The 24,942-nt window shown below is 60.6% G+C and carries 18 protein-coding genes and 1 pseudogene; 8 read left to right on the top strand and 11 right to left on the bottom strand.

Going from position 1 to position 24,942, the window contains the following annotated elements; genetic code table 11:
* Window positions 1-114: 114 nt before the first annotated feature.
* Window positions 115-801, bottom strand: coding sequence for a helix-turn-helix transcriptional regulator (locus KHO31_RS12430; RefSeq protein ID WP_201077116.1), 687 nt, complete (start codon window positions 799-801; stop codon window positions 115-117).
* A gap of 65 nt (window positions 802-866) precedes the next feature.
* Here KHO31_RS12430 and KHO31_RS12425 point away from each other — a divergent pair, with 65 nt between their 5' ends.
* The 5 genes from KHO31_RS12425 (at window position 867) to KHO31_RS12405 (ending at window position 7,692) form a co-directional block, all read left to right on the top strand.
* Complete coding sequence (locus tag KHO31_RS12425) at window positions 867-2,294, top strand: MFS transporter (RefSeq protein WP_201077113.1); 1,428 nt, start codon at window positions 867-869, stop codon at window positions 2,292-2,294.
* Window positions 2,291-3,268 carry a LysR family transcriptional regulator gene (locus KHO31_RS12420; RefSeq protein ID WP_201077111.1) on the top strand — a complete coding sequence of 326 codons (978 nt, stop codon included), beginning with the start codon at window positions 2,291-2,293 and terminating at the stop codon, window positions 3,266-3,268. The genes KHO31_RS12425 and KHO31_RS12420 overlap by 4 nt, the downstream gene beginning before the upstream one ends.
* A gap of 375 nt (window positions 3,269-3,643) precedes the next feature.
* Window positions 3,644-3,988 carry a hypothetical protein gene (locus KHO31_RS12415; RefSeq protein ID WP_201077109.1) on the top strand — a complete coding sequence of 115 codons (345 nt, stop codon included), beginning with the start codon at window positions 3,644-3,646 and terminating at the stop codon, window positions 3,986-3,988.
* A 78-nt stretch (window positions 3,989-4,066) separates the two neighbouring features.
* Entirely contained in the window at window positions 4,067-5,779 is a 1,713-nt protein-coding gene (locus KHO31_RS12410; protein ID WP_211623418.1) for a S8 family serine peptidase, read from the top strand.
* Between the two features lie 77 nt (window positions 5,780-5,856).
* A complete protein-coding gene (locus tag KHO31_RS12405; protein WP_236071229.1) occupies window positions 5,857-7,692 on the top strand; it encodes a tetratricopeptide repeat protein in 1,836 nt (611 codons plus the stop codon).
* A gap of 458 nt (window positions 7,693-8,150) precedes the next feature.
* Here the strand turns inward: KHO31_RS12405 and scpB are convergent, their stop codons facing one another.
* From scpB to KHO31_RS12390, 3 genes are all read right to left on the bottom strand, one after another.
* Entirely contained in the window at window positions 8,151-8,951 is an 801-nt protein-coding gene (gene scpB, locus KHO31_RS12400; RefSeq protein ID WP_201107752.1) for a methylmalonyl-CoA decarboxylase, read from the bottom strand.
* 129 nt (window positions 8,952-9,080) lie between these two features.
* Complete coding sequence (locus KHO31_RS12395) at window positions 9,081-10,340, bottom strand: CaiB/BaiF CoA transferase family protein (RefSeq protein ID WP_211623416.1); 1,260 nt, start codon at window positions 10,338-10,340, stop codon at window positions 9,081-9,083.
* Window positions 10,341-10,402: 62 nt separating this feature from the next.
* On the bottom strand, window positions 10,403-11,731 hold the full coding sequence (locus tag KHO31_RS12390) for an MFS transporter (protein WP_201077100.1): 1,329 nt from the start codon (window positions 11,729-11,731) through the stop codon (window positions 10,403-10,405).
* A 175-nt stretch (window positions 11,732-11,906) separates the two neighbouring features.
* Between KHO31_RS12390 and KHO31_RS12385 the strand changes: the two genes are divergently transcribed.
* Window positions 11,907-12,824 carry a LysR substrate-binding domain-containing protein gene (locus tag KHO31_RS12385; protein ID WP_201077098.1) on the top strand — a complete coding sequence of 306 codons (918 nt, stop codon included), beginning with the start codon at window positions 11,907-11,909 and terminating at the stop codon, window positions 12,822-12,824.
* A 117-nt stretch (window positions 12,825-12,941) separates the two neighbouring features.
* Window positions 12,942-13,142, top strand: a pseudogene (locus KHO31_RS12380) (helix-turn-helix domain-containing protein); the annotation flags it as partial.
* A gap of 92 nt (window positions 13,143-13,234) precedes the next feature.
* Here KHO31_RS12380 and KHO31_RS12375 read toward each other — a convergent pair.
* The 4 genes from KHO31_RS12375 to KHO31_RS12360 form a co-directional block, all read right to left on the bottom strand.
* The gene (locus KHO31_RS12375; protein WP_211623414.1) at window positions 13,235-16,255 is read right to left on the bottom strand and encodes an FAD-binding and (Fe-S)-binding domain-containing protein; all 3,021 of its coding nucleotides are present in this window, start codon (window positions 16,253-16,255) and stop codon (window positions 13,235-13,237) included.
* Between the two features lie 22 nt (window positions 16,256-16,277).
* Window positions 16,278-17,027, bottom strand: coding sequence for a 2-keto-4-pentenoate hydratase (locus KHO31_RS12370; protein ID WP_201085150.1), 750 nt, complete (start codon window positions 17,025-17,027; stop codon window positions 16,278-16,280).
* Window positions 17,028-17,064: 37 nt separating this feature from the next.
* Window positions 17,065-18,351, bottom strand: a complete 1,287-nt coding sequence (locus tag KHO31_RS12365; RefSeq protein WP_201077081.1) for an MFS transporter — start codon at window positions 18,349-18,351, stop codon at window positions 17,065-17,067.
* A 241-nt stretch (window positions 18,352-18,592) separates the two neighbouring features.
* A complete protein-coding gene (locus KHO31_RS12360; protein WP_201077079.1) occupies window positions 18,593-19,813 on the bottom strand; it encodes a pyridoxal-phosphate-dependent aminotransferase family protein in 1,221 nt (406 codons plus the stop codon).
* A 161-nt stretch (window positions 19,814-19,974) separates the two neighbouring features.
* Between KHO31_RS12360 and KHO31_RS12355 the strand changes: the two genes are divergently transcribed.
* Entirely contained in the window at window positions 19,975-20,700 is a 726-nt protein-coding gene (locus tag KHO31_RS12355; protein WP_201107750.1) for a GntR family transcriptional regulator, read from the top strand.
* A gap of 645 nt (window positions 20,701-21,345) precedes the next feature.
* Here KHO31_RS12355 and KHO31_RS12350 read toward each other — a convergent pair.
* From KHO31_RS12350 to KHO31_RS12340, 3 genes are all read right to left on the bottom strand, one after another.
* Entirely contained in the window at window positions 21,346-23,100 is a 1,755-nt protein-coding gene (locus tag KHO31_RS12350) for a ShlB/FhaC/HecB family hemolysin secretion/activation protein (RefSeq protein WP_201077075.1), read from the bottom strand.
* 71 nt (window positions 23,101-23,171) lie between these two features.
* The gene (locus tag KHO31_RS12345) at window positions 23,172-23,438 is read right to left on the bottom strand and encodes a hypothetical protein (protein ID WP_201077377.1); all 267 of its coding nucleotides are present in this window, start codon (window positions 23,436-23,438) and stop codon (window positions 23,172-23,174) included.
* Complete coding sequence (locus KHO31_RS12340) at window positions 23,435-24,277, bottom strand: hypothetical protein (protein ID WP_211623412.1); 843 nt, start codon at window positions 24,275-24,277, stop codon at window positions 23,435-23,437. The genes KHO31_RS12345 and KHO31_RS12340 overlap by 4 nt, the downstream gene beginning before the upstream one ends.
* Window positions 24,278-24,942: the final 665 nt, after the last annotated feature.

Raw genomic sequence — 24,942 nt, 5'->3', positions numbered from 1 at the left:
GTTGGCGTTTTATCCTCGCATAGAAAAGCGGAAATTTAATCGTAAAAAAATCATCGCGGGCCTGCGTGCACTTTAAATGATTCGAAGCGCATAAGCTTGCACGGCAATACCAAGTTATTTATCTTTCAGCCGCACGCGATATGCGCATCGTCGCGCGCCGGCAAGCACATGTTCCTCACGCTCAATCGATCCTTCCTCGCCGACGATCTCCGCGAACAGTTGCAACTCCGTGCGGCAGAAACCCTGGCACGTACGCGCCGCCGCGCAGATCGGGCAGTGGTTCTCGAGCAGCAACCAGTCGCGCCCGTCTTTCTGCAACTCGGCCATATAGCCTTCGGCGCTGCGAATCTCCGCGAGTCTGGTCAGCCGCGCCTTGAGCCCCTTGATCGGCTTGAGCGCCGCGAGATAGTTCGCGCGCGTTTCTATTGCACGCTGATCGATCAATCTGTCGAGCCCCTCCTCGCCGAATAGCTGGCGAATCGAGCCGATCAATTGCACGGTCAATTGCGGATGCGTGTCTGGAAAGCGGGCGTTGCCCGCTTCCGTCAAAGCCCAGCTTTGACTCGGCCGCCCCGGCCCGGCCTGCGACGCCTGGCGCCCTTCGATCAAGCCGCCGCTCAGCAGTTTCTGGATCTGTTGCCGCGCGGCTTCGACCGTGATGCCGAGTTCGCCCGCGATCGACGCGGTCGACAAAGGCCCCCGCGTCTTCAACAGATTCAGGATGCGATCCACCGGCGCGGCAGTCGGTGCGGTTTGCACGAGCGCCGGTGAATTTTCCAAGCTTTCATTTGCATATCTCATCGGAGCACATTATTATCCAAGCCAATAGTTGCATAATAAGCCAGCCTTGCACGGCTGTCCATGACATGAAAAATCTGCAATCGGATGTACCGGCATGGAGCGATCTGCTCAGCGGCAGCAACGGCTGGCGGGCTTTGGGCCTCGCAGGCGGCGTCGCGCTGCACGCCACCAACGTGTATGTGGCAACGACGATCCTGCCCTCGGTCGTGCATGACATCGGCGGGCTCGAACTGTACGCGTGGAACACGACGCTGTTCGTGATCGCATCGATTCTCAGCTCGGTGTTGTCGGTGCGCCTGCTCGCGGTGCTCGGCGCGCGCTCCGCTTACTTCAGCGCGCTCGCGGTATTCGCGCTGGGCACCGTCGTGTGTGCGAGTGCACCGTCGATGCTATGGATGCTCGCTGGCCGCACGCTGCAAGGTCTCGGCGGCGGCATCCTGCTTGCCCTCAGTTACGCGCTGATTCGCGTGGTGTTCGAAGAGCGCCTGTGGCCGCGCGCGATGGGACTTGTGTCGGGCATGTGGGGCGTTGCCACGTTATGCGGGCCGGCGGTCGGCGGAATCTTCGCGCAACTCGGCGATTGGCGTCTGGCGTTCTGGGTGTTGCTGCCGGTCGTTCTGCTTCTCGCTGTGATTGTGCATCGCGAGGTCGACGACAAGCGCGTCCGCGGTGAAACCGCTCAGCCGATTCCGTTACTCAAGGTCAGCTTGCTCGGCGCCTCAGTCCTGGTGATTTCGCTCGCGGCATTAACCGAGGACATGCGCTGGAACGCGCTCGGCGTTGTCGCCGGCCTCGGCTTCGTGTGGCTGCTTGCCAGACTCGAACGCAGCGGCACCCGCACACGCCTGTTGCCGAGCGGCTCGTTCTCGATTCGCACGCGGATCGGCAGCATCTACGCCTGCATGAGTCTGCTCGGCATCGGCGTGACCAGTGAAATCTTCGTGCCGTATTTCTTGCAGACGATTCACGGACGCTCGCCGCTGGCCGCCGGTTATCTGACCGCATTGATGGCAGCCGGCTGGTCGGCCGGCTCGATGTTCAGCGCCGGCCGCTCTGCCGCTGCGGCGCAGCGATTAAGCCGCGCCGGCCCCGTGGTCGCGGCACTCGGACTCGCCGCACTCGCGTGGCTGATGCCGATAGCAGGTTTGTTCGACCGCTTGCCGGGTACGGCCGCATTATGCGCGGCGCTCGCGAGCGTTGGACTGGGTGTCGGGATCGGCTGGCCGCATCTGCTTACAAGTGTGTTCACCGCCGCGCAGCCAGGCGAAGAGAACCTTGCGTCACTCTCGATCACCACCATTCAACTGTTCGCGATGGCGTTCGGCTCGGCGCTCGCGGGCCTCGTCGCGAACGGCGCCGGTCTGACGACTTTGGCTCCGCTACCCGGCGCGCAGCACACCGCGCTCTGGCTGTTCGCGACATTCGCGCTCGCACCTCTGCTCGCTGCCGGACTGACCCGCCGCAAGCCGCGCCTTACCGGAGAAGCATCGTGATAGATCGAGTGCAGGCCATGCGGATTTTCGTGCGGATCGTCGATGCAAGCAGCTTCACGCGCGCCGCCGAGTCGCTCGAGATTCCGCGCGCCACCGCGACGACCACCGTGCAGGCGCTCGAGTCCCTGCTCGGCGTGCAGTTGTTGGTGCGCACGACGCGCAAGGTCACGCTGACCGCCGAAGGCGCTGCGTACTACGAACGCTGCGCGCAGATTCTCGCCGCAATCGAAGAAGTCGAATCGGGCCTGTTCAACCGTCCCGAGAACCTGCGCGGCCGCTTGCGCGTCGCGATGCCGGGAATGATTGCCGCGTCGATCGTGGTGCCCGCCCTGGCCTCGTTTCGTGCGCTGCATCCGCATGTTGAGCTGGCGCTCGGCGTGAGCTATCGCACGCTCGATCTGGTCGGCGAGAGTGTGGATTGCAGCATCGAGCTCGGCGAGTTGCCCGATTCCCGGCTGCTCGCGCGCCGCCTCGGGCTGCTCGAACGCGTCACCTGCGCGAGCCCCGCGTATCTCGCGCGGTTCGGCGAGCCGCATCACCTCGACGATCTCTCGAATCACGTCGCGGTGAACTGGCTGTCGATGCAAACCGGCCGGCGTGTGGACTTCGACTTCAGCGTGGCGGCGCGGACGAGCAAGGTGAAAGTGGACGGCTTCATTCAGGTGAACGACGAACACACGTACCTCGCGTGCGGGCTCGAAGGCCTGGGACTGATTCAGCCTGGGCGCGCTGCTGCTGCGCCGTATCTTGCGTCTGGACAGTTGGTCGAGGTTCTGCCGAAGTGCAAGCCGACGCCGGTCGCCGTCTCGGTGACGTATGTGAAAAGCCGGCAGATTTCGCCGCGCGTGCGGGCGTTTGTCGACTGGCTCGCCGAGGTATTCGAAAACGCGCCGGGGATGGTTAAGGCTGCGCCGCCGTTGGCGGATCCGCCGACGTGGCCGGTGCTCGACGCGCAGCGGCTATACGCCTGCTGACCTCATAGTATCTAGCGGCCCAGCGCCGCAGCAAAGAAGAAGGTGCGATCATTCGCGCCTTTTTATTGCCTCAACAGCACGTCCCAAAGTCTCACACCCTCCGATGAATTTTCCCTGTCGATAAATAGATATCGCTGATGTCCGCGCTCGCCCCGGCTATTTAGGCTCCTGTATTACGAATGATTACAACACGGCGAGAAACGCAATAGCGCGTGCACGTCGCCGCTAATCATTCGCTGAGAGTTTGCCGAGAAAAGCAATATGACCTGCGCCCAACTTGCGCAAAAGATCGAAACGCGGTCGCAACCAGGGCCGCAGCGTCAAAACAAAAAGAACAGGGGCAATTGTTTACTGGCCGTATGAGGTACAGGAAAAATGCAAAAACAGAGACAGGAAAACGAGCGGAAATTTTCCCGCAAAACCATCGGCGGCATCGGTCTGCGGTGGTCAGGAGCCGGAACATTTCGAATACTTGCAGGCGCTGCCTGTGTCTCACTTGCGCTTGCCGCATGTGGTGGACATAACGGGAGTGATTCGACATCTTCAGCTACACCATCACCGACAGCCGCACCGCAGTCTCTGGAGGCGACTGCGGCGCTGGCGGCGAAGTCAACCACTGTCCCGCTCGCAATGTCGTTGAAGATGAATGCGAGCGGTATTGCGCCTGACACGCAGACCGACCGCTTTATCGTCAAGTACAAGACCGGCACCCCCGAATGAAACGCAACCACAGCGGTCCAGTCAAGGTTGGACAAACTTGCGGGCGCATTTCCTTCGAGAACGCACCATTTGCGACGCATGGGTATCGGTTCAGACGTGGTCACAACTGAGCGCAAACTGAACGCCACAGAAGCCAAGGCATTCATGCGTGCGATCGCCTCCGATCCCGACGTTGAGTATGTGGAACCTGATACCCCAATGTTCGCTGCGTCCGCTCCTAATGACCCGTTGTACAGTTCACAGTGGGGTCTAGGTTCGAACCTAGATCCTGGGCAATCGACGGTAGGTATTCGCGCGGAAGGAGCGTGGAATATGGCGAGCGGCGCTGGGGTCGTGATCGGCCTCTTGGATACTGGTGTCACGAGCCATAGCGACCTGGACGTGAATATTCTGCCTGGTGGGTACGACTTCACCTTTTGGGGCCGTGGTGGAGACGGCAAGAATACGGGGCTACCGCCTGCGGCCATACGTTCGACGGCTCACTGGCACGGCACGCATGTCGCAGGCATCATGGCTGCGCTGAACAATAACGGTGTCGGTATTGCCGGGGTCGCACCCGGCGCGAAGGTCGTTTCGGCACGGGTGTTGGACGGATGCGCCAATGGCGCACTTTCTGATGTAGCAGATGGGATTATGTGGGCCGCGGGCGGAATGATCCTAGGGGTGCCCGCCAACTCTCATCCGGCGAAAGTCATCAATGCTAGCCTTGGCGGATACGGGGTGTGTTCCGCGACGATGCAGACTGCAATCGACTATGCGGCGGCTCGGGGTGCTGTCGTCGTGGTCGCTGCAATGAATGAGGCTAACGACGCAGCAAAATACCAGCCCGCAAACTGTCATAACGTTATTACGGTGGGCAACTCCGCATGCAATGGCGTTCGTTACTATGATTCAAATCATGGGCCGGTCGTCGATATAGCCGCACCGGGTGATTGGATCTTGTCTACCTACAACAGTGGAACGTCCACCCCTGATGCGGAGAGCTATTCGTATCAGAACGGCACGTCGATGTCGGCCCCAATGGTAAGCGGAGTTGTTGCACTTGCCCAGTCGGTGGCACCTGTTCCACTGAGCGCGGCAGAAATGCGGGCCCTGATTCAGCAGAATGCCCAGCCTTTTCCAGCGACGTTTGACTGGTCTCGGTCTTTGGGCGCGGGCATTGTCGATGCAAATGCGACGGTTACTGCCGCGAAGTCAGGAAAAATTCCAGCGGCGGTGGATTTTTATTGCTCAGAATTGGCAGCCGCCATGCAGGTGAAGTGTACCGACCTGTCTACCGCGCGGGGAGGAACGACTATCAAATCCTGGGCATGGAATTTCGGCATCGGCGACCCGGATATGGTATGGACGCAATCGGTAAATCCCACCGTTAATTTTGACTACGCCGGTATCTACAACATCAGTCTGATCGTTACGGACAGTAACGGCGCTAAGAGTACGTACACGCGTCCGTTTAATGTGTTGCCACCGGCCGTTATTGATTTCTCGGCGGATATTCCCACGCCGGTCTTCGCCCAGAATAGCGAGATGCGGTATTACCAACTGGATATCCCGGCTGGAGTCAAGGGCGTGAGTGTTACGCTGCAACCGACAACTACCAATGAAGGTGGGTGGCTGTATCTTCGGGCAGGAACGCCCTCTGTGCTTCATCCGCAATGTCAATCGCAGCTTTTCGGTGGTAATACTGCGACCTGTACGATGGCGAATCCCACCGCCGGTGCTTACTACATCATTATTTCCGCGAAGGCGAAACTGAACGGAAGCGTTCTGACGGCGACCTATACAAAATAAGCCACTAGTGGGCGAGGTACGTCCTTGTACCTGTCGAGGCACAGGGGCGTACTTCTGTCTAAATCGATGGAAAAAAGATGCTGAGAACTTTCCCTATAAATATCAGCACCGCTGACGAAAACATGAACGCCCTTGTCTCGCGTGCTGATGCGGACTTCGCCGAACACAATCTGGAAGAAGCCATCAAGGGATATGTCCGAATATTAAATCTGCAACCGCAGAACTTGCATGCGCTTCATTGCGCGGGACTGGCTTGCTTTCTCGATAGCCAGTTTCAGCGGGCGCGAGATTTTCTCGACCGTGCATCACTCGTCGCCCCGGACCGTGCAGACATATTGGAACAGTGTGGATTGCTTGCCGCACTGGCGAAGGATTTGATGGCGGCTGAAGGGTTCTATCGCCATGCTATTAGTATCGCGGGGAGTACGGCGACGCTGCACCGAAATCTGGCAGATTGTCTTCGACAATCGGGCCGACTTCCTGAGGCTAAAGCCCACTACGGAAAAGCCCTTGAGATCGAGCCGGAACTGCATCACGCTATCCGCGCCATTGGCCGGATCAGTGCAGAACTTGAAGAAACCGATGATGCTGCCAACAGCCTTTTGCGCGCCTGGGTGCTAGGCCCGGCAGGGTTACAGGACGGGCTCGACCTAATCATCGCACTCATCAAGGCGGGGCGAGAGAATGAGACTAACGATGTGGTAGAGCAATTGAGCAGCCTCTATGCAAACAATGCCGATGCGCTGAGACAAATCTCTGCCTTGTTGAACGAGAATCACCGTTACGCCGATGGATTGAGGCTCGCCAAGCAGGGACTGTCGGTCAATCCCGAGAGCCATTTTCTATACTACAACGCAGCAAGGGCATTGTGGATGTGCGGGAAGGCTAGAGAATGTTTTCCATATGCAATGCAAGCGGCACGTTTTTGGCCTGAAAACGAGGACATGAGCGTGAAGTACTTTGTCTCATGTGTGCAGCTTGTCCTGGGCAATTTCGATGAAGGATGGAAGCAACATGAAATTTTCTATACATACCCGTCGATAAGTAGTCAATTGATTCACCCGGAATTCCCTGAGTGGAAAGGGGAACCGGTAGCGGGATGCCGGTTTTTGTACGTACTTCACCAGGGATTCGGCGACCAGATACAGTTCCTGAGGTTCGCCGAGTGGTTGCACCGACAAGGCGCGACGGTCGATGTACTTGTCGATCCACCGCTCGCCGAAATTGCTGCCTGCATGACCGGCGTGCGAGAGGTCTACACATACCCCACCGTGCCAAGCGGACCATACGAGTACTGGTCTTATATGATGCGGATACCGGCGTATATGAATTTGAAAATATCAACGCTCCCGGTTGCCATGCCATATCTCACGACGACACAGAAGCGGCGCGACCATTGGCGCTCCTACATTGAAGCCACTGCTCCGCGCACAGCATGTGCGAAAAGGCGGCGCGTCGGATTCGTCTGGAAGGGAAGCCCGAATACGACTAATGATCGTTTCCGGTCTATCAGTTTGCATACGCTGCGGCCGCTGTTTCACTTGCACCCAATAACCTGGTTCTCAGTTCAGAAAGGTGACTGCGAGGAAGGGAGCGAAATGCTGGCTGACGATTTTGACGTGCATACCTTGGGGCCACTGATTGAAGACTTTAGTGACACGCTCGCGATACTTGAAACGCTCGATCTTCTTATCACAGTCGACTCATCCGCTGCACACCTTGCAGGCGCTGCTGGCCTACCCGTATGGGTACTACAGCCCGCCTATTCCGAGTGGCGGTGGTTGGTAGATAGAGCCGATAGCCCCTGGTATCCGTCCATGCGTCTGTTCCGCCAGCAAGAATTAGGCGAATGGGGACCGGTCATTGGCGAAGTGCGAGACGCGTTGAGCGCATGGTGCGCCGCACCGGTATAACTCTCGGGTATCCGGTGCGGTCCCGTAGATGAAGGTTATTGCTTCAGTCTCTCGATCCTGTAGAGCCGCATTCCCGCACCCGTACCGGTGTGGTGCAGCGCGTGCCACGCAAGTGCATAGGTGTGGCAACACCATCGGTCGCCGTATGACGATGGCGTGATGTCCGTCAGGATCGCGTGGCTAAAGCCGATGCGCGCGCCGAAGGACACTTCATAAAACCGACCGGTAGCCCGTTTTTTGACGCATGCGGGTTGCCCAGCGAAACGCTTGCGGTTGCGCGTTTCGCACTTTTTTCACTCCCGAAAAAGCTCACCGGCGGGGTCCACAGTCCGCTTTTTTTGCCCCCGAAAATACTCACCTTTAACGCTGTCGGTGCAGGCGCGGTCGCTCAGTACATCACCGGTCCCCGAACCGCTCGCTACCCTCGATATCTTCACGGACTCGGGCAAACGCCTCGTTCACTCGCCTTTAAACACCGGTGCCCGTCTCTCTGAAAACGCAGTCAGTCCCTCGCTGAAATCCGCGCTTTCACATGCCTGGCGGCGAAGCTCGGCAATCTGTTCCATCGCCTGGACAGGCATCGGCTGCAAGTCTTCAAGTATTCGCAGTTGTTCCTTCACGGCCTGGATCGCCAACGGTGCTTTGCTTGCGATTCCGCGCGCCAGTTCAAGCGCCGTTGCTTCCAGCTCGTCGCTGTCGACCAGACGGTTGATCACGCCAAAACGCTCAGCACGCGCGGCATCGAGTGGCTGCGCGCTGAAGAACATTTCCTTCAGCACGTGAATCGGCAAGTTGTTGAAGAAACGCAGCAGGCCACTCGTCGTATAAGGTAAGCCAATGTTCGCCGGCGTCATCGCGAAGCGCGCACTGCCGTCAGCAACAACCAGGTCGCAACTCATCGCCAGATCGACGGCACCGCCCCACGCGGAGCCGGACACCATCGCAATCACTACGCCCGGATAAGCACGCACGCGGCGCAATGCCTGCTCCAACGGCTTGCCGTACGCAATCGGGTCGCGGTCGTGCGCCAACTCACCAAGATCGTGGCCCGCGCTCCAAACGTCCTGCCCAACACCGCTGCCAAGTATCACGACCGGTATCCGCCGTGCCGCAAGGTCGGCGAGCTGCGCATCGAGCGCTTGCAACAGCTCAGCGCTGAGCGCATTCCTGCGAGTAGGATGACTGAACGTCAAGCGCGCAATCCGTTCATCCACGATATCGACCGTTACCGCAAACGGCGATGCATTCGGCGTGTTCATTGTGTGACCTCTGTAGCATATTCCAAGGTTGGTGGCCCGCTCATTGTGCAATTCCCGCAGCCGTGTTTCGAGTTTCGCGTCGGGTTCATAGCGCAACTCGCGTCGCATGTTTCAAGGTTTGCGGCCAGCTCATTGCGTAACGCCCGCAGTGTGTTCCAAAGCCTTCTCCGGTAGCGAATAGCCACCCTGTTGATGCACCGCCTTCGCGGCAATCAACGCCTCGATCGATATCTCATCGAAACCCGTCTCGCGCAGTACATCGACAGTATGTTCGCCAAGGCCCGGCGGCGCATGCCGGCTGACGTGGCCAGGCGAATCACCCGTCACCGCCGAACTCGACACCGGCGTCACGACCTGGCGCAGCGCGCCGAGTGTCGGATGCTCGACCGTCTCCACCAGCCGGCAATGCTGCACTTGCGGATCGGCGAACACTTCGTCCAACGTATTGATCGGTCCGGCGGGCAATCCCACGCCGATAAACAGTTCTGTCCACTCCCGCTTACCACGCGTCTTCAAACGCGCTTCCAACGCAGCCTTTAACTCATCGCGATGCGCAACTCGGGCTTCGTTTGTCGCGAAGCGCGGATCGTCCGGCAACGCCGGCAATTCGAGTAATTGGCACAGGCGCAGCCACATGTCCGACGTGATCGGCGCGATGTTGAGCGGGCCATCGGCGGTTTCGAACACGCCGTAAGGTGCGATCACCGAATGCGCGTTGCCGGTGCGGCGCGGAATATCGCCGAGGCTCAGGTACCGTTGGCCATGCACGCTGAGCAGCCCCACCAGACTCGCGAGCAACGACGTGCTCACATGCTGGCCACGCCCGGTTCGCTCACGCTCCAATAACGCGGACAGTATCGCCATCGCAAGCCACATGCCGGAACTCAGATCGCCGATCGCGGTGCCGGTGCGCGTAGGGTCGCCATCGGCGAAACCGGTCAGGCTCATCAGGCCGGAATAACCTTGGGCAATCTGGTCAAAACCCGGCCAGCCACTCATCGGACCATCGGCGCCGAACGCGTTGATGCTGCCCATCACCAGCCGCGGATTGCGCGCGCTGAGCACGTCGTAGCCGAGCCCCATGCTGTCGATCGTGCCAGGCTTGAAGTTCTCGATCACCACGTCGGCATCGTCGATCAGCCGGTGGATCGCGGCCAGTCCTTCCGGATTGCGAAAGTCGATGCACGCGCCGCGCTTGTTGCGGTTGCAGGATAGATAGTAGGTACTCACGCCCCGGTCGAACGGCCCCCAGGTTCGGCTCATGTCGCCGCCCGGGCCCGGTTCGATCTTGATGACGTCCGCGCCGAGGTCGGCCAGCACCATCGAGCAGAACGGCCCCGACAGCGCCCGGCTCAGTTCGACGACCTTGATTCCTTGTAACGCTTGCATTGAGTTCTCCAGCGAATTGATGACGGCTGTGGATAGCCTGAGCGATGTGATCAACGACGCGCCTATTCCGGCAGCGTCTGATGACGTGTCTCGACAGCGAACGGCAAGATCAGCAGCCCGATCACAAAGGCCACCGCGGTCCACGCAATCGGCAGCCCGAGCGAACCTTGCCAGTGAATCGCTGCCGCCAGCAGGAAGTTGACGCCCGCGCCGAGCAGCCGCCCCACCGACGCATTGAAGGCAAACGCGGTAGCGCGTATCCGGGTCGGATATTGCTCAGGCAGCCACAGCGAAAAGATCGCGAAATTGCCACCGAAGAAGCCAAGAAACAACAACGACACCATGAACAGGTTGAGTCCATTCGGCAGATAGAAGACCCAGCCGAAGGCAAACACGATCGACATGGCCATACCGGCAAAGTACGTCCCAAGCGCGACGCGGCGCCCTAAGCGTTCCGCCAGCCACGGCGCGACGAGACACCCGAGGATCGTCCCCACCGACAACACGGCCGCCCCGATCGACGCGAGATGCACGGCGCCGACGCGGTCGATCCCGGCACGCGTCGCGAGCGTCACGACAGCGCTCGCCTCGTAGACCGACCCGGCCCACAAGCCGATGATCGCGACGCCTACCAGACTCGCACTCGTCAACGTGCGACGCCGATAAGCGGGCGCGAATATCTCCATCAGCGGGCGGCGCTTCGACACAGCGGCGGCATTGGTCTGGCCGACACCATGCGTGGCCTTGCGCCATTGACCCGGTTCCTTCACCTTGAGCACCGTGAAAATGGCGACCAACGCGGGCGCGAGACCGCACAGGAACATCGCGCGCCAGCCATACGTCGCGCCGACCGTATAGTTCAGCAAGGCGGCAAGGAAGAATCCGACGTAATAACCGGTCTGCAGATAGCCCGCCCCCATCTTGCGACGATCTTCCGGCCAGCTCTCGGCGACATAGGTACCAGCGAGCGCCCATTCGCCACCCACGCCGATGCCTGCAATCAGCCGGAACGCGGCCAACTCCCAGACGTTGTGCGCGAACGCAGCGGCGCCGGTGAACACGGAGTAAATGAGGATGCTCGCGGCCAACGTCTTGACCCGGCCAAAGCGGTCGGCGAGCGGCCCCCAGATGAACGACAGCCCCCAGCCGATCAAAAACAGCGCAAACAGGATCGAGCCGTACATCCCAAGGTTGCCGGGCGTGGCGGCAATACCCGAGTTGGGCAGCAACTCGGTGAGCGCCGGAATCAGCACCAGCGCGTAGATCACGGAATCGACGCCGTCCAGCACCCATCCCGAGTAAACCGCCCAGAAGCCGCCGATCTGTTCGCGGGTGAGGGGTGTGCGCCGGGGCTTTAGCGCCGACGTCGATGCAGCGATCGCTTTGGACATCCTTGTCTCCAAGCCGACAGAAGCCGGCCGTTTTGAAGCGGCGCCGGACAGCTCACGCTGGGCACGCTTCGGTTTTTTGTGGCTTGAGTATAAGAACGCGCTCGATAATCGAAAAATATGATATTTCTCTGGTTCGATCGGATTTTGTTATGGGATGAAGGAGCGAGCGACCCACATGGACCTGCGGCAACTGCGGTATTTCGTCAAAGTGGTGGAGTGTGGCAACGTCACGCGCGCGAGCGAAGCGCTCCATATCGCGCAGCCCGCGATCAGCCAGCAGATGCGCAATCTGGAGCGCGATCTGGGAATGCAGTTGCTTGAGCGCAGCGTGCAGGGCGTGGCGCCCACCGCAGCCGGGCAAACGCTTTACCGGCACGCAATCGAGTTGCTGCGGCAGGCCGACAGCACGCGCGAACTGCTGCGGCAGGACGCCGAGCTTCCGCAAGGCAGAGTGTCGGTCGCCATGCCGTCGAGCACGGCACGGATGGTGGCGATCCCGCTCGCCCGCACGATTCGCGACCGTTACCCCGGCATCGCGCTGGAGTTGCTCGAAGCACCGAGCGCAGAACTCGGCAGTTTGATCGGTAGCGGCCGGGTGGAACTGGCCGTCGTGGTGGACGCGGTCGAAACGCGCGGGGTCGCCGCGCAGAGGTTGCTCACCGAGGCGCTCTATCTGATTGCGTGGCCGGAATTTCAGATGCCGCGCGAGCCGGTGTCGATCAGCGAACTCGCGCGCATGCCGCTGATCCTGCCCAGTGCACCGAATACGATTCGCAGCCGCGTCGAGTGGGCGCTGCGCGAAGCCGGGCTGCCGTGCGAGATTCTGTTCGAGGCCAGTTCCACCGCGTTGTTATTCGCGGCGGTGATGGCAAAGCTAGGTGTGACGATCCTGCCGTGGACGGCTGCGCACGTTGAACTCGACGAGCACAAGCTCAAGCTTGCGAAGGTCGATCACCGGTTGTTCTCGCGTGACCTGTCGCTCTGCTGGCACGACACAGCGTTGCTGAGCAATGCCGTGCAGAAGGTCAAGGCGACGATACTCGAACTGTTCGACAGCTTGGGAAAGCGGCCGGAGTGGACCGCGGCGGATTAGGACGTCCTCACGCGCCGCACAAAGAGTCGACGCGTGAGATCGAACGCCACCAGATTCCCCGCCACCACCAACAACGGATAAGCCGCCCTTGAGCGGCGCACACCTTGCGCACGCAGCATGTTCCGCACGTCGTTCGGACTACCGCCTGCTGCCTGGATCGCGCAGCAACGGCTCGAACGCGCACGCACCACGAGACTGTCGCTCGCGCAAGTCGCCGAGCAGTGCGGTTATGCGAACGCCAGTCATTTCGGCCATCGTTTTCGTGAAAGCGTCGGCGTGGCGCCGGCCGCGTATCGGCAGGTAGTAAGCGCCCAATAGTGGCTGGCGCGCTGACTCAGCGCTGCTCCGGCCTGAACTGGCTGCCCGGCGCCAGCCTGAGCAGGGCACCGCTACCGTCGACTGACCCACCCTCACCGCAAAGCCATCGCCAGCACACGCGCCACATGGAACGCGTCGACGCCCGCGCCATCATGAATCTGATGCCGGCAACTCGTGCCGTCCGCGACCATCACCGTGTTGCCGTCGATCTTGCGCACCGCGGGCAGTAACGACAATTCCGCCATCGCTTGCGATGTCGCGTAGTGCTCGGCTTCGTAGCCGAAACTGCCCGCCATGCCGCAGCACGATGACTCGACCGTCGACACCTTCAGTTCAGGAATCCAGTTCAGCACGGTTTGTACCGGCGTGAACGCGTCAAAGGCTTTTTGATGGCAGTGGCCATGTACGAGCGCCTTCTCCTTCGCCAACGGCTTCAACGCAAGCTTCAGACGACCGGCGTTTTCCTCACGCACCAGAAACTCTTCGAAGAGAAACGCCTGTTTCGAAAGCCGTTGTGCCTCTTCGCCGAAACCGTAGTTGAGAAACTCGTCGCGCAACGACAGCAAACACGACGGCTCCAACCCAACGATCGGTACACCGCGCTCGACAAACGGTTTGAACAGATCGAGCATGCGTCGCGCTTCGTGTTTAGCTTCATCGACCAAACCGGCCGCGAGGAAGGTGCGGCCGCAACACACCGGCCGCTCGCCCTGGCGCGTATTGAAGTGCACCGTATAACCAGCAGCCTCCAGCACCTGCTGCGCGGCGCGCGCGTTTTCAGGCTCCATGTTGTTGTTGAATGTGTCGACGAACAACAGCACTTCTTTCAGCGCACCGCCCTGAGGCGGTTTGGTCGCCGACGCGCTCGCCAAGAACGATTTCTTGAAACGCGGCAGCGTCCGTTCAGGCGCGAAACCGACCGAGCGTTTGAACCACGCCGACAACACCGGCACGTTGTCAGCCAACGCCATCAAACCCGGCACGCGGCTCGCTGCGGCCGCATAGCGCGGCATGAAAGCCACCAGCCTGTCGCGCAGACGCAGACCATGCCGTTTGAGGCGCGCCGCCCGCGCCTCGATCTTGAACTTCGCCATGTCGACACCCGTCGGGCAATCGCGCTTGCAGCCCTTGCACGAGACGCACAGGTCGAGCGTGTCCTTGACGTCGTCGCTGGCGAGTCCTGCTTCGCCGAGCTGCCCTGAAATGGCCAGACGCAAAGTGTTCGCGCGCCCTCGCGTCACATGTTGCTCATCCTTCGTCACGCGATAACTCGGGCACATGGTGCCCGCGTCGAACTTGCGGCAATGACCGTTGTTGTTGCACATCTCGACGGCCTTCGCGAGACCGCCCGACAAATCGTTGCCGCTGCCCGGCAGCGTCTCCTGCCCCGTTAGCGGATCGCGTTCGACGTTCCATGCGGACCAGTCGAGCGCGGTCTCGATCCGTTGCGCTTCGTAGCCCGGCGCAAAGCGGAAATTGCGCGCGTCGTCCATCTTCGGCGGACGCACGATCTTGTCGGGATTGAAACGGTTATCCGGATCGAACAGCGCCTTGATTTCGGTGAACGCCTGATTCAGACGCGGTCCGTATTGCCATGCGACCCATTCGCCTCGGCACAAGCCGTCGCCATGTTCGCCGGAATACGCGCCCTTGTATTCGCGCACCAACGCCGCCGCTTCCTCGGCGATGGCGCGCATCTTCGCGGCGCCGCCACGCCGCATATCGAGAATCGGCCGCACGTGCAGCGTGCCGACACTTGCATGCGCATACCAGGTGCCTTCGGTACCGTGACGATGGAACACTTCGGTCAGACGGCTCGTGTATTCCGCCAGATGTTCGAGCGGAACCGCGCAATCCTCGATGAAGGAGACCGGTTTGCCGTCGCCCTTCATGCTCATCATGATGTTCAAGCCCGCTTTACGGACTTCCCACAGCGCTTTCTGTTCGTTCGCGGCAGGCATCTCGACGACCGAATCGGGCAAGCCCAGGTCGGCCATCAGTTCAGTCAGTTGTTTGAGCGACGCAAGTTGCTGGTCACGATCCTCGCCCGCGAATTCCACCAGCAGGATCGCTTGCGGCTCGCCGACCAGCGCCTTCTCGATCACCGGACGGAAGGCGGGATTACTCATCGCCAGATCGATCATGGTGCGGTCGACCAGTTCCACGGCCACCGGCTTCAGCTTCACGATGTGCTGCGTGAGATCCATCGATTGCCAGAAGGTCGGGAAGTTGACCACGCCAAGCGTCTTATGCGTGGGCAGCGGTACGAGCTTCAGCGTCAGTTGCCGGCTGAATGCAAGCGTGCCCTCCGAACCGACCAGCAGATGCGCGAGGTTCGCGATGCCGTCGTCGGTGTAAGCGCGCGGGTTCTGGCAATCGAACACGTCGATGTTGTAGCCCGCGACACGCCGTAAGACCTTCGGCACACGCTCCACGATTTCAGCATGCTCCCGCTCGGCAATCCGCTTCACGCCTTCGACGATCTGCTGCAAGCGCGCGCCTTGCGGCACCTCCCGCAATGAGGCGAAACGTGCTTCGCTGCCGTCGGCGAGAATGGCGTCGATCGCATCGACGTTGTGCACCATATTGCCGTACTCGATCGAGCGCGAGCCGCACGAGTTGTTGCCGGCCATTCCGCCGATCGTGCATTGCGCCGCTGTCGAGACGTCGACCGGAAACCACAGGCCGTGCGGCTTTAACCACGCGTTCAGATGATCCAGCACAACGCCCGGTTCGACCGTCACCGTGCGCGCGCCTGCATCGAACGCGACGATGTTGTTTAGCCACTTGCTGATGTCGATCACCAGCGCCTCGCCGACGGTCTGACCGCATTGGCTCGTGCCCGCACCGCGCGCGAGCAACGGTACTTTCTCGCTTCGTGCAATCTCCAGTGCAATGCGCAGATCGTCCTGATCGCGCGGCACCACCACGCCGATCGGCGTGATCTGATAGATCGACGCGTCGGTCGCGTAACGGCCGCGGCTCGCCGCATCGAACAACACGTCGCCGCGCAGTGACTTGCGCAGATGCTGGGCGAGTGGCGTCGTCAGGCGCGCGGCGGAAGGCACCAGATGGATCGGCTTGACGAGTAAAGCGGAGGTGGGGTTCGTCATATCGTCGGCTATAAGAAACGGGCTAGTACAGCGTCAGGCTGATCGGCGCGAGCCCTTCAATGCATCCGCTTGCGGTGCCCGCACTCTGCGGAAAAAACATTCCGGTATACGAACCGGTGGTGATGACCATGTCCGGCGTGACCGCAATGCCGCGCGATGTGGCGTGATTAACGAGCCAAGTCAGCAGGCGCCGTGGATCGCCGGCCGGATTGGCGGGCGTCGTCTCGACCACGTCACGCCCTTCGAAACTGAAGCGTGCCGACGGCGCCACAAACGGAAAGTCCTCGCGATACGGCGTAAATTCGCCGACGATCAGCGCACCGTGATTCTGCAAGTCCGCGAGTTGGGCGAGCTTGTCGACATTGGGCCAGCCGGCGTAGCGGCTCGCCACGATCTCGATGGTCGCACCGATCGATCCGATGCCTGCGTGCACGTCGGCTTCGCCATAGGGCGTGGTCGAAGCCTCGAAGCGACGGCCGAAGCGGAATGCGATCTCCAGTTCAAGTCCCAGCGGGGCGAAGGCTTCACGCGGCACTCGTGCGCCGTCGGGGTACAGATCGTTCGCGGGCAACGGTGCGCCCTGAATCGGGCCGCTGTCGGACTTCGCGCCGATCTTCCAGCCGCCGATCGGCGCACCCAGCACGCGCAGGATGTCGTGCTGAATCGCGTAAGCGGCAGCGCCATCTGCGGGCACCTGCTCCACTGGCAACGCATCGAGCGTCAGATGATTGCGGCGCGCGTCGACGAGACGCTGACTGAGTAGTGTGGTCATTTAGTTGAAGGCGAAGAGAAGAAACGGTGCAGTCTGCTTATGCGCCCACGCCCGTGGTGGCGTGCGCTTTGTCGGCCGCGTTGAGTTCGAACTTGCTTTCCGGCTGCATGCGGAACGCGAGCACCACGCCGATCGCCATCAACAGCATGCTGCCGACGAACGGCAACTCCCAGCTGCCGAAGTAGTCGATCAGAAATCCGCCGACCACCGGCGAGATGATCGCGGCCAATGCGGAGCCGGTGTTCATCATGCCGCTCGCGGTGCCCGAGTATTCCGGTGCGATGTCCATCGGAATCGCCCACATCGGGCCGATCGTCATTTCAGCGAAGAAGAAGCCTGACGCGAGACACGCCATTGACAGATACAGGTCGTGCGTGAACATCAGCGGGATGAGCGAGAGCAGACAGAACAGCATGCACACCGACACCATCCAGCTTCGCGCGCGCTTCAGGCTGCGGGTGCGGGTGAAGATCCAGTCGGTGACGATACCGCCGAGCGTGTCGCCGAGTACGCCGGCAAAGAACACGACCGATGCGAAGATCGCCGACTTTTGCAGTTGCAGGTGATAGCTGTGCAGGAAGTACTGCGGAATCCAGCTGAGGAACAGCCACAAAGTCCAGCCGTAGCAGAAGTACACGATCGTGACGGGCCACATGCGGCGAAACAGTTTTCCCCACGGCACAGCGGCCGCTTTCGGCTTCGGCGCGGGCAAGACGTCGAGTTCCTCGCTCGTGATACGCGGATGATCTTTCGGATGTTCGGTGAACGTGAACGCCCACACGGCAACCCACAGCAAGCTGAACACGCCGCAGATATAGAACGATTCGCGCCAACCCCAGGTCGCCATGACAAGCACGATCAGGCCGGGTGCAATGGCATTGCCGATGCGCGATGCTGCGTGGGTGATGCCCTGCGCGAAGCCGCGTTTCTCTTTCGCGACCCAGCGCGCCATCGCGGAGGTCGCAGCAGGAAACGTGGCGCCTTCGCCGAAACCGAGCAACACGCGCGCGGCCAGCAGCGAGACCAGGCCGCCGGCGAGGCCGGTCAGCAGAGTCGCGACGCCCCAGATAGCGCCGCAGAAAATCAGCGTGCGTTTCGCGCCGAAGCGGTCACTGACCCAGCCACCGATGATCTGAAAAATCAGATACGGATAAGCGAAGGCGGAGAACACGAAGCCCACTTCCGTATGGGAAAGGCCAAATTCCTTGCCGAAACCCGCCGCCGCGGTGCTGACGTTGACGCGGTCCAGGTAAGTGATGAAGTACATGATGCATAGCATCACTAGAACGATACTGGTCGCACTGCTCACACGAAACCGCTTCATCGTCTCTCTCCATTGCAGTCTATCGACGGCACGCCTGGAATGGCGCGCTGCGTCGTCGCCCGTCGGCGACACACGCCGGCCGCGGGAACATCGCATGTTGTTGATGGGCCGCGTTCTATGCGCGGCTTCGTGAGGGAAGTGCTCCCCGTCCTCCCTTGCTGCGAGATGCGCTGATGCACTCATACGCTGACGCGCCGAGCGCTGTCCCGCTGGTGCGCCCGGCGCCCACGCGTTCAGATGCTCAAGCCGCCGCTTTCAGCCCTGACGCTTGCGTCGGCTGGCTCAACCACGCCATAGCGGCAGGCAGGCCGCTCTCCTTAAGCGGCACACCCGCGAGCCTCAGACCCATTTCGCAACCGGCCAGCGTAGCCAGCAGCATCAGGTCGTTGCAGTCGCCGAGGTGGCCGATGCGGAACATACGGCCTTTCATCTTGCCGAGGCCGGTGCCGAGCGACATGTCGAAGCGTTCGTAGATGACCTTGCGCACCGCGTCGGCATCGATACCTTCGGGCATCATCACGCCGGTCAGCACGGGGCTATATACAGCGGGATCCGCGCATTGGATTTCCAGACCCCACGCGCGGACCGCACGACGAGTGGCTTCGGCGAGACGCTCATGACGGGCAAACACGTTGTCGAGTCCTTCGCCGAGAATCATTTCCAGCGCCTCATTGAGCCCGTACAGCAGGTTCGTGTTCGGCGTGTACGGCCAGTAGCCGGTCTTGTTCATCTCGACGATGTCGGTCCAGTCCCAGAAGCTGCGCGGCAGTTTGGCCTGCTTGCTGGCGGCGAATGCCTTCGGCGAGATCGCGTTGAAGCTGATACCCGGCGGCAGCATCAAGCCTTTTTGCGAGCCGGACACGGTGACGTCGACGCCCCATTCGTCATGGCGATAGTCGGCGCAGGCGAGCCCCGAAATCGTGTCGACCAGCAGCAGTGCCGGGTGGCCGGCGGCATCGATCGCGCGGCGCACGGCGGCGATGTCCGAGGTGACGCCCGTCGAGGTTTCGTTGTGGACGACACACACCGCCTTGATCGCGTGCTGCGTGTCGGCGCGCAGGCGCTCTTCGATCATTTGCGGCTGAACCCCGCGCCGCCAGCCTTCGATGCCCGGCAGGCCAAGAAACTCCGGCTTCAGCCCGAGGCTTTCCGCCATCTTTTTCCACAGCGTCGCGAAGTGACCCGTTTCGAACATCAGCACGTTGTCGCCGGGGCTCAGCGTATTCGACAGCGCCGCTTCCCACGCGCCGGTACCGGAGGCCGGATAGATCACCACCGGTTGCTGCGTCTTGAAGATTTTCTTGATGCCTTCGAGCACCTTCAGACCGAGTTCGCCGAACTCTGGGCCGCGGTGATCAATGGTCGGGTAGCTCATCGCCCGGAGAATGCGATCGGGCACCGGGCTCGGACCCGGGATCTGCAGGAAGTGACGGCCAGCGGGGTGAAAGTCTAGCTTGAGCATTGGGCTCCTCCTATTGAATTTTGCATGCAAAAAACTATATCAGACGATCGACGGCCGACCCAAGGCAAAATTTGCTTGCTTACACCGGTGTTTACCCGTGCTCTTACCTATTCTTTGAGCTTCCGATAAAATCGCACTAATACGATGTTGAGGGCTTTTGTATGCAAAATTCGGATTTCGATGCGGGTGTCGCGGCTTCCCCGCTGATGCCGAAGGTCGAGCGTCAGCGCTTGCACGACACGGTGGTGGAGCACATTCGCCGCTTTATCGTCGAAGGGGTGCTTGAGCCGGGCAAGAAACTGAACGAGCGCGAGTTATGCGAGACGCTTGGGATTTCGCGCACGCCGCTGCGGGAGGCGCTGAAGGTGTTGGCCGCGGAAGGGCTGATCGAGATTTCGCCGAACCGGGGCGCATCGGTGTCGAAGATGTCGGAAGCGGAGTTGCGTGAGACCTTTGAATTGATGAGTGGTCTTGAGGCTTTTTCCGGCGAGTTGGCGGCGGAGCGGATGACGGCTGCGGAGCTTGCTGAGATCAAAGCGCTGCATTACGCGATGCTGGCTTGCCGGACGCAGAATGATCTGGCCGGGTACTACGGTCGCAACCAGGCGATCCACGACAAGATCAATGAGGCGGCGAGGAATTCAGCACTGCGGCAGACTTATGTCGCTGTTAATCGACGCCTGCAGGCGTTACGGTTTCGGTCGAACTTTCAGATCCCTAAGTGGGATAGTGCGATTCATGACCATGACGAGATGTTGAAGGCGCTCGAAGCGCGGGATGGGAAGAAGTTGAGCGCTATTTTGCGGCAGCATCTGCTGGATAAGCGGGATGCGGTGTTGCAGGTGCAATCGAGGGAAGAGGTCGCGGCTTCGCCGCTGAAGGCTTAAGCGGGGTTTTGCCTTGGGCGGAAGCATGGATGGGTTCCGCGCTTGCGGCGTTGGCTTCCTTTTGTTTTCCAGCGTCGTAGGCACAAGGAACGGGGGCACCGAGGGCAAAAAACTTGTCCCCATAAAATGTTGGCAAGCCTGTGGACAACCTTCGCACATCCCAGCCAAGTAGTTGAAGCAGCGGGAATATCCCGTCGCGGTTGATGAGTAAGCATCACTCATCGCTTCACGGCCGGTCACGTGGAAAAGCCAGAATGGCAAGCCCGCTGCCGTAGGTGCGGCGCTCCAACCTCTAGTTGTCCACACAATTTGTGCACAAAGCTGTGGACAAATCACACCCTGTGATAAACAGCCCCGCCACACAAGCCTTTCCGGGCAGCGTGTGGGGGAAATTTCTTTCCCCTCGCGCCCTCAAACATCCATTCCCCCACGTTTCCCCACACGCTGCGGTGCGGCGAAACCTTCGTCCCCTACAGAGGGACGGTCCTACATATTAGACATGTGTCTCGTTTGAGATTCAAGCTAACGGCGCCCCTTAACGCGGATTAACAAGACAAGTGACTTGTCTAAAATCTAAACAGGTGAGTTGTCGATGCTGCGGTGCACGCGGGGTGGGCAACGTCCCTCGCGTTCCCCCACGGCGCGCTAGAACTGCGCCGTCGCCTGGACTCCGACGGTCACGCGTGAGGTCGGAAAGCCGCTGGGTTTGTAGACTGGCGTGCCGACGAACAGGTCATAGGAGACTCCAACAAAGCGCGACGGCAGACCACCGCGGATGCCGATCACCGCGCCCGCCAGTTGCGTCCCGGCGAGAAACGCCGTGTTCGGACCAAACACGCGGCCATAGTCGATCCCCGCGTACAGCGTTTGTCCGGTCTGTCCGAGCGGTAATTGCAGCTCGTTACGCCAGTAAAAGCCCTTCTCTGCCGCCAGCATGGTTTCGCCGTTGACGCCGCGCACGGTGTAACGGCTGCCAATGGTCAGGTCATCCAGATAGAACAGCGTGTCGTTGGTGAACTGCGCGTGCACGGTCGTCACGTAGCGGAAACTCTGGCTGGCGACCGCGAACGGCACCGACAGGTTCGCATCAAGCACAGCCATGTGGTAACGGTACGTGGGGCCGTCTGGATAAGGGTCGGATGTCGCGCCAAGCCCGCCGATCCCCTGGCGGTACGCGAGCGTGCCGTCGAACTGCGACGCGCCGAAGTAATGCCGGTCGGTCAGACCCGCTTCGATGAACGTGTCGTTGCGCCGCTGCTGCGGGATGTCGGTGTCGTCAATGAAGCTCTCGCCGAAACGCTTCGATAGCTGGAACTCCACGCCGAATACATCACTCTGGCTGCGCCTCAGTACACGCGCGAGCCTGAGTGCGGCCGTCTGCGAATTGCCGCTGGACACGAACGTCTGGTTGACGCCCGCGATGTTCTGGTAGTAGGTGTTCGTGTTGCCGGACAGCGTGGCCGTCCAGTAGCCCCATGGCACAGAATATGACCCGTTGAATCCGTGCGAGCCGAGCGACTTGTTGTCGAACGACAGGTCCTGGTTCGCGCCGACCGTAACTATGTCATTGAGTCCCAGTGGATTGTCGATGCCGAGGCTCACGTTGCCCTGCCACTTGCCGGTCGCGTCCGTGCCTGAATTATCGACGGATGCAACAAAGCTCCACGGCTTCGAACGCTTCACGCTCACCACGACATCGCTTTCGCCCGGTGTCTCGGTCGGCTCGATCTTCATGTCCACGTCCTGCGACGCGACACGCTTCATCTGCTCCAGTCCCTGCTCAAGATCGCGCAGGTCCAGCAGGTCGCCGTCGCTTGCCGGGAATGCAGACTTCAGGGTGCCACGTGTGTCAGGGTCCGCAAAGCGGAGCTGGTGTACGACGCCTGGAACGAGCGCAAAAGCCAGCGTGCCGCTGGACAGGTCCTGCTGCGGGACGAGCACACGCGTCGTGACATAGCCACGACTCAGGATCGCCTGCTGCAGCGCCCTGGTCAGCGTGTCAATGCCGGACTTGCCGACGCACTGGCCCCGATAATGGTCAAGCCATTCACGCGCAAAGGCGAACTGGTCCAGTGATAGGGCCGACGCTCCCTTGCTGCGCACGGCATCGGGCAGTGTCGTCGGGACATCGAGCGCGAACCTGCCGATGCGGAAGCATGGTGCCTCGACCGGCAGCAGCGGATAGCCCTCGAATGTGGGGAGGGTCGAGCGCACGGCGGGTGCCTGCACGGTCGCGTCGCGCTGCTGTGCGTCACGCTGCTGCTGGATCTGCTGGTTCTGCTCAGCGTTGACCCGAGCGGCAGCGGCTTCGTCCGCTGGCGTGGGCGCATGCTGCGCGTTGGACGCGAGCGATACCAGGGCTGTGAGCGGCAGCGCCGCCAGCCTCTCTCTGAGTTTCATGGGTGTTTCATTCCGTGATTCGATACGACGCGCAACAGCAGGCATCGTTAGCCCGCTGCTGTCTCAGCAGCTCATTTGCCGCTCCCGTCGTCTTTCGACTTGTAGCTATCGCGCGCTCTCTTGTAGCTGTTATCGAAGGGCTTGATATTTAGCAATTTGGCTCGACTGGTCATTCCGCCGACAAGCACTGAGAAAAAGCCGACTAACAAAAAAGCTCTCGCCAAAAAAACCGGGAGTTCACATGCAAGCGCGACCGCGGCAAGCCCTATTCCGATAACGATTAGCGTCAAGCGAAGCCATGAAGCTAGGTTGCCGTTGTCGATGAATCTGACCTTCATTTTTTCCCCTTGGAAGTTTGAGGTCCGAAAATTGCATTTATCTTGTCTTGCACGTTCGTAGTCGCACCACTGCCGTTTATTTGATTCACCAACTCATTCACGGCGGGGGTTAGCACGGGCGATGCCGCTGATATGTAGTTCGATGCGATAGACGTTGAACCGTTAAAAAGGTACTGCCCGGTATTCGGCCTAGCTAATTGCCCAACCGCATCTGCGGCGATCCCTATGACTGTTCCAGTGTATGCAACACCTTTACAGACCACTGAGCAAGGCGTTATTGCCGCACCCGCTGCTGCAAGGGCCGATACACGTCCAGCGTTGGTCGAAACCATCCCCGCCGCATCTGCCGTTGTGTTACGCATAAAGTCCGCGTCGCTCTTGTCGAACTTGGTAAACGGTCCCGTTATAGTTGATGACTTCGAGCCGGACAACGGGTCGTATGAAACTGTGCCCGGCACGTCGGTCGCATAGTTCGACAGAATATATGACTGCAACTCCGGATTCGCCAGTGCCGTTATCTGCGTCAGGATCGGCTTGCCGTCGGCAGTTGTTCCTGCCGACATCCACTGTGCACCCGAGTCCGTAGGTGCCTGACCAATCAAGGTCGTCGGTGCGCCCGATTCGTTGGTCCCGTTCGAGGTTGCACCCATGATGCGCATCTGGTCTTCGATCTGCGCCTCTGTGTATTTGCCGCCGCTCTTATCCGCGAGCTGCTTGGCGACTGTTTTTTCTTCTGGATGCAACTGGCGGTTGTAACGAACACCACACCCCGACACGCCCGCCGTTGTCGATACAGGTTTTCTCCTGACGCGACAGGAACTTGCAAACCGGTTTTCCATGATGCGCGTTTCCATCCGTAATTTTTTGCCCCGACACGGGTTTTGGCCAGACGGCGCGAGTTTGCCAGAGGACGCATTGCGCCCATCTCAATTACACCGCATCACGAAGCAACTTCGTCCCGCCGGGTTTGACGGCGCACGCAGTGCGACGGCAAACCCGGCGGAACAGGACCGTCGTGTTCCACTGCTCCAGAATCGCGCAGACCTTCGCGTACCAACCTGACGCCGAACCCGTCAAGGCCGCGCGCAAGCGCGCCGAAGGGCAGCCTTGACGGCCGCCAGGGTTCTACGTTCGATCATGCGGTGCAAGACGACACGGCGGCTTGCACCGCATGCGAAGCACGCTTTTGCTTTTGATTTTTCGTAACTCTGGATTGGGAGCCCCTTGGGGGCGGACGGGAGGCAGGCTGCGAGCACGGAGCGGAGGCCGCTTGCGGCCGTAGCCCGGGCGCAGCAGACGCACCGGGTGGGCGGGGTTCACACCATGACTGGCCGCGGCGCGGCCCCTGACTTTTTCTTGCGCGTAGCGCCATGCCTGGCTTTGTTGGTACGCCAGGTTTCTGGCCGGTTTATGGCCCTGACTTACTGGTGTGCGCCTCGCGCACCCGGCGGGCCGGGGGCGCCAGACATAACGCAAATTAGCACCGTTTGGCGGGCCGGCAGAG

It is taken from the genome of Paraburkholderia domus (genome assembly GCF_905220705.1).
Classification (GTDB): Bacteria; Pseudomonadota; Gammaproteobacteria; order Burkholderiales; family Burkholderiaceae; genus Paraburkholderia; species Paraburkholderia domus.
The sequence above is the reverse complement of the archived record's forward strand: the minus strand, read 5'-3'. Positions and strand labels throughout refer to the sequence as shown.

Bases quoted from the DNA above. Each gene is read 5' to 3' on its own strand.
- KHO31_RS12430 (WP_201077116.1), bottom strand. From the start codon at position 801: ATGAGATATGCAAATGAAAGCTTGGAAAATTCACCGGCGCTCGTGCAA.
- KHO31_RS12425 (WP_201077113.1), top strand. From the start codon at position 867: ATGAAAAATCTGCAATCGGATGTACCGGCATGGAGCGATCTGCTCAGC.
- KHO31_RS12415 (WP_201077109.1), top strand. From the start codon at position 3,644: ATGCAAAAACAGAGACAGGAAAACGAGCGGAAATTTTCCCGCAAAACC.
- KHO31_RS12410 (WP_211623418.1), top strand. From the start codon at position 4,067: ATGGGTATCGGTTCAGACGTGGTCACAACTGAGCGCAAACTGAACGCC.
- KHO31_RS12405 (WP_236071229.1), top strand. From the start codon at position 5,857: ATGCTGAGAACTTTCCCTATAAATATCAGCACCGCTGACGAAAACATG.
- scpB (WP_201107752.1), bottom strand. From the start codon at position 8,951: ATGAACACGCCGAATGCATCGCCGTTTGCGGTAACGGTCGATATCGTG.
- KHO31_RS12395 (WP_211623416.1), bottom strand. From the start codon at position 10,340: ATGCAAGCGTTACAAGGAATCAAGGTCGTCGAACTGAGCCGGGCGCTG.
- KHO31_RS12390 (WP_201077100.1), bottom strand. From the start codon at position 11,731: ATGTCCAAAGCGATCGCTGCATCGACGTCGGCGCTAAAGCCCCGGCGC.
- KHO31_RS12385 (WP_201077098.1), top strand. From the start codon at position 11,907: ATGGACCTGCGGCAACTGCGGTATTTCGTCAAAGTGGTGGAGTGTGGC.
- KHO31_RS12375 (WP_211623414.1), bottom strand. From the start codon at position 16,255: ATGACGAACCCCACCTCCGCTTTACTCGTCAAGCCGATCCATCTGGTG.
- KHO31_RS12370 (WP_201085150.1), bottom strand. From the start codon at position 17,027: ATGACCACACTACTCAGTCAGCGTCTCGTCGACGCGCGCCGCAATCAT.
- KHO31_RS12365 (WP_201077081.1), bottom strand. From the start codon at position 18,351: ATGAAGCGGTTTCGTGTGAGCAGTGCGACCAGTATCGTTCTAGTGATG.
- KHO31_RS12360 (WP_201077079.1), bottom strand. From the start codon at position 19,813: ATGCTCAAGCTAGACTTTCACCCCGCTGGCCGTCACTTCCTGCAGATC.
- KHO31_RS12355 (WP_201107750.1), top strand. From the start codon at position 19,975: ATGCAAAATTCGGATTTCGATGCGGGTGTCGCGGCTTCCCCGCTGATG.
- KHO31_RS12350 (WP_201077075.1), bottom strand. From the start codon at position 23,100: ATGAAACTCAGAGAGAGGCTGGCGGCGCTGCCGCTCACAGCCCTGGTA.
- KHO31_RS12345 (WP_201077377.1), bottom strand. From the start codon at position 23,438: ATGAAGGTCAGATTCATCGACAACGGCAACCTAGCTTCATGGCTTCGC.
- KHO31_RS12340 (WP_211623412.1), bottom strand. From the start codon at position 24,277: ATGGAAAACCGGTTTGCAAGTTCCTGTCGCGTCAGGAGAAAACCTGTA.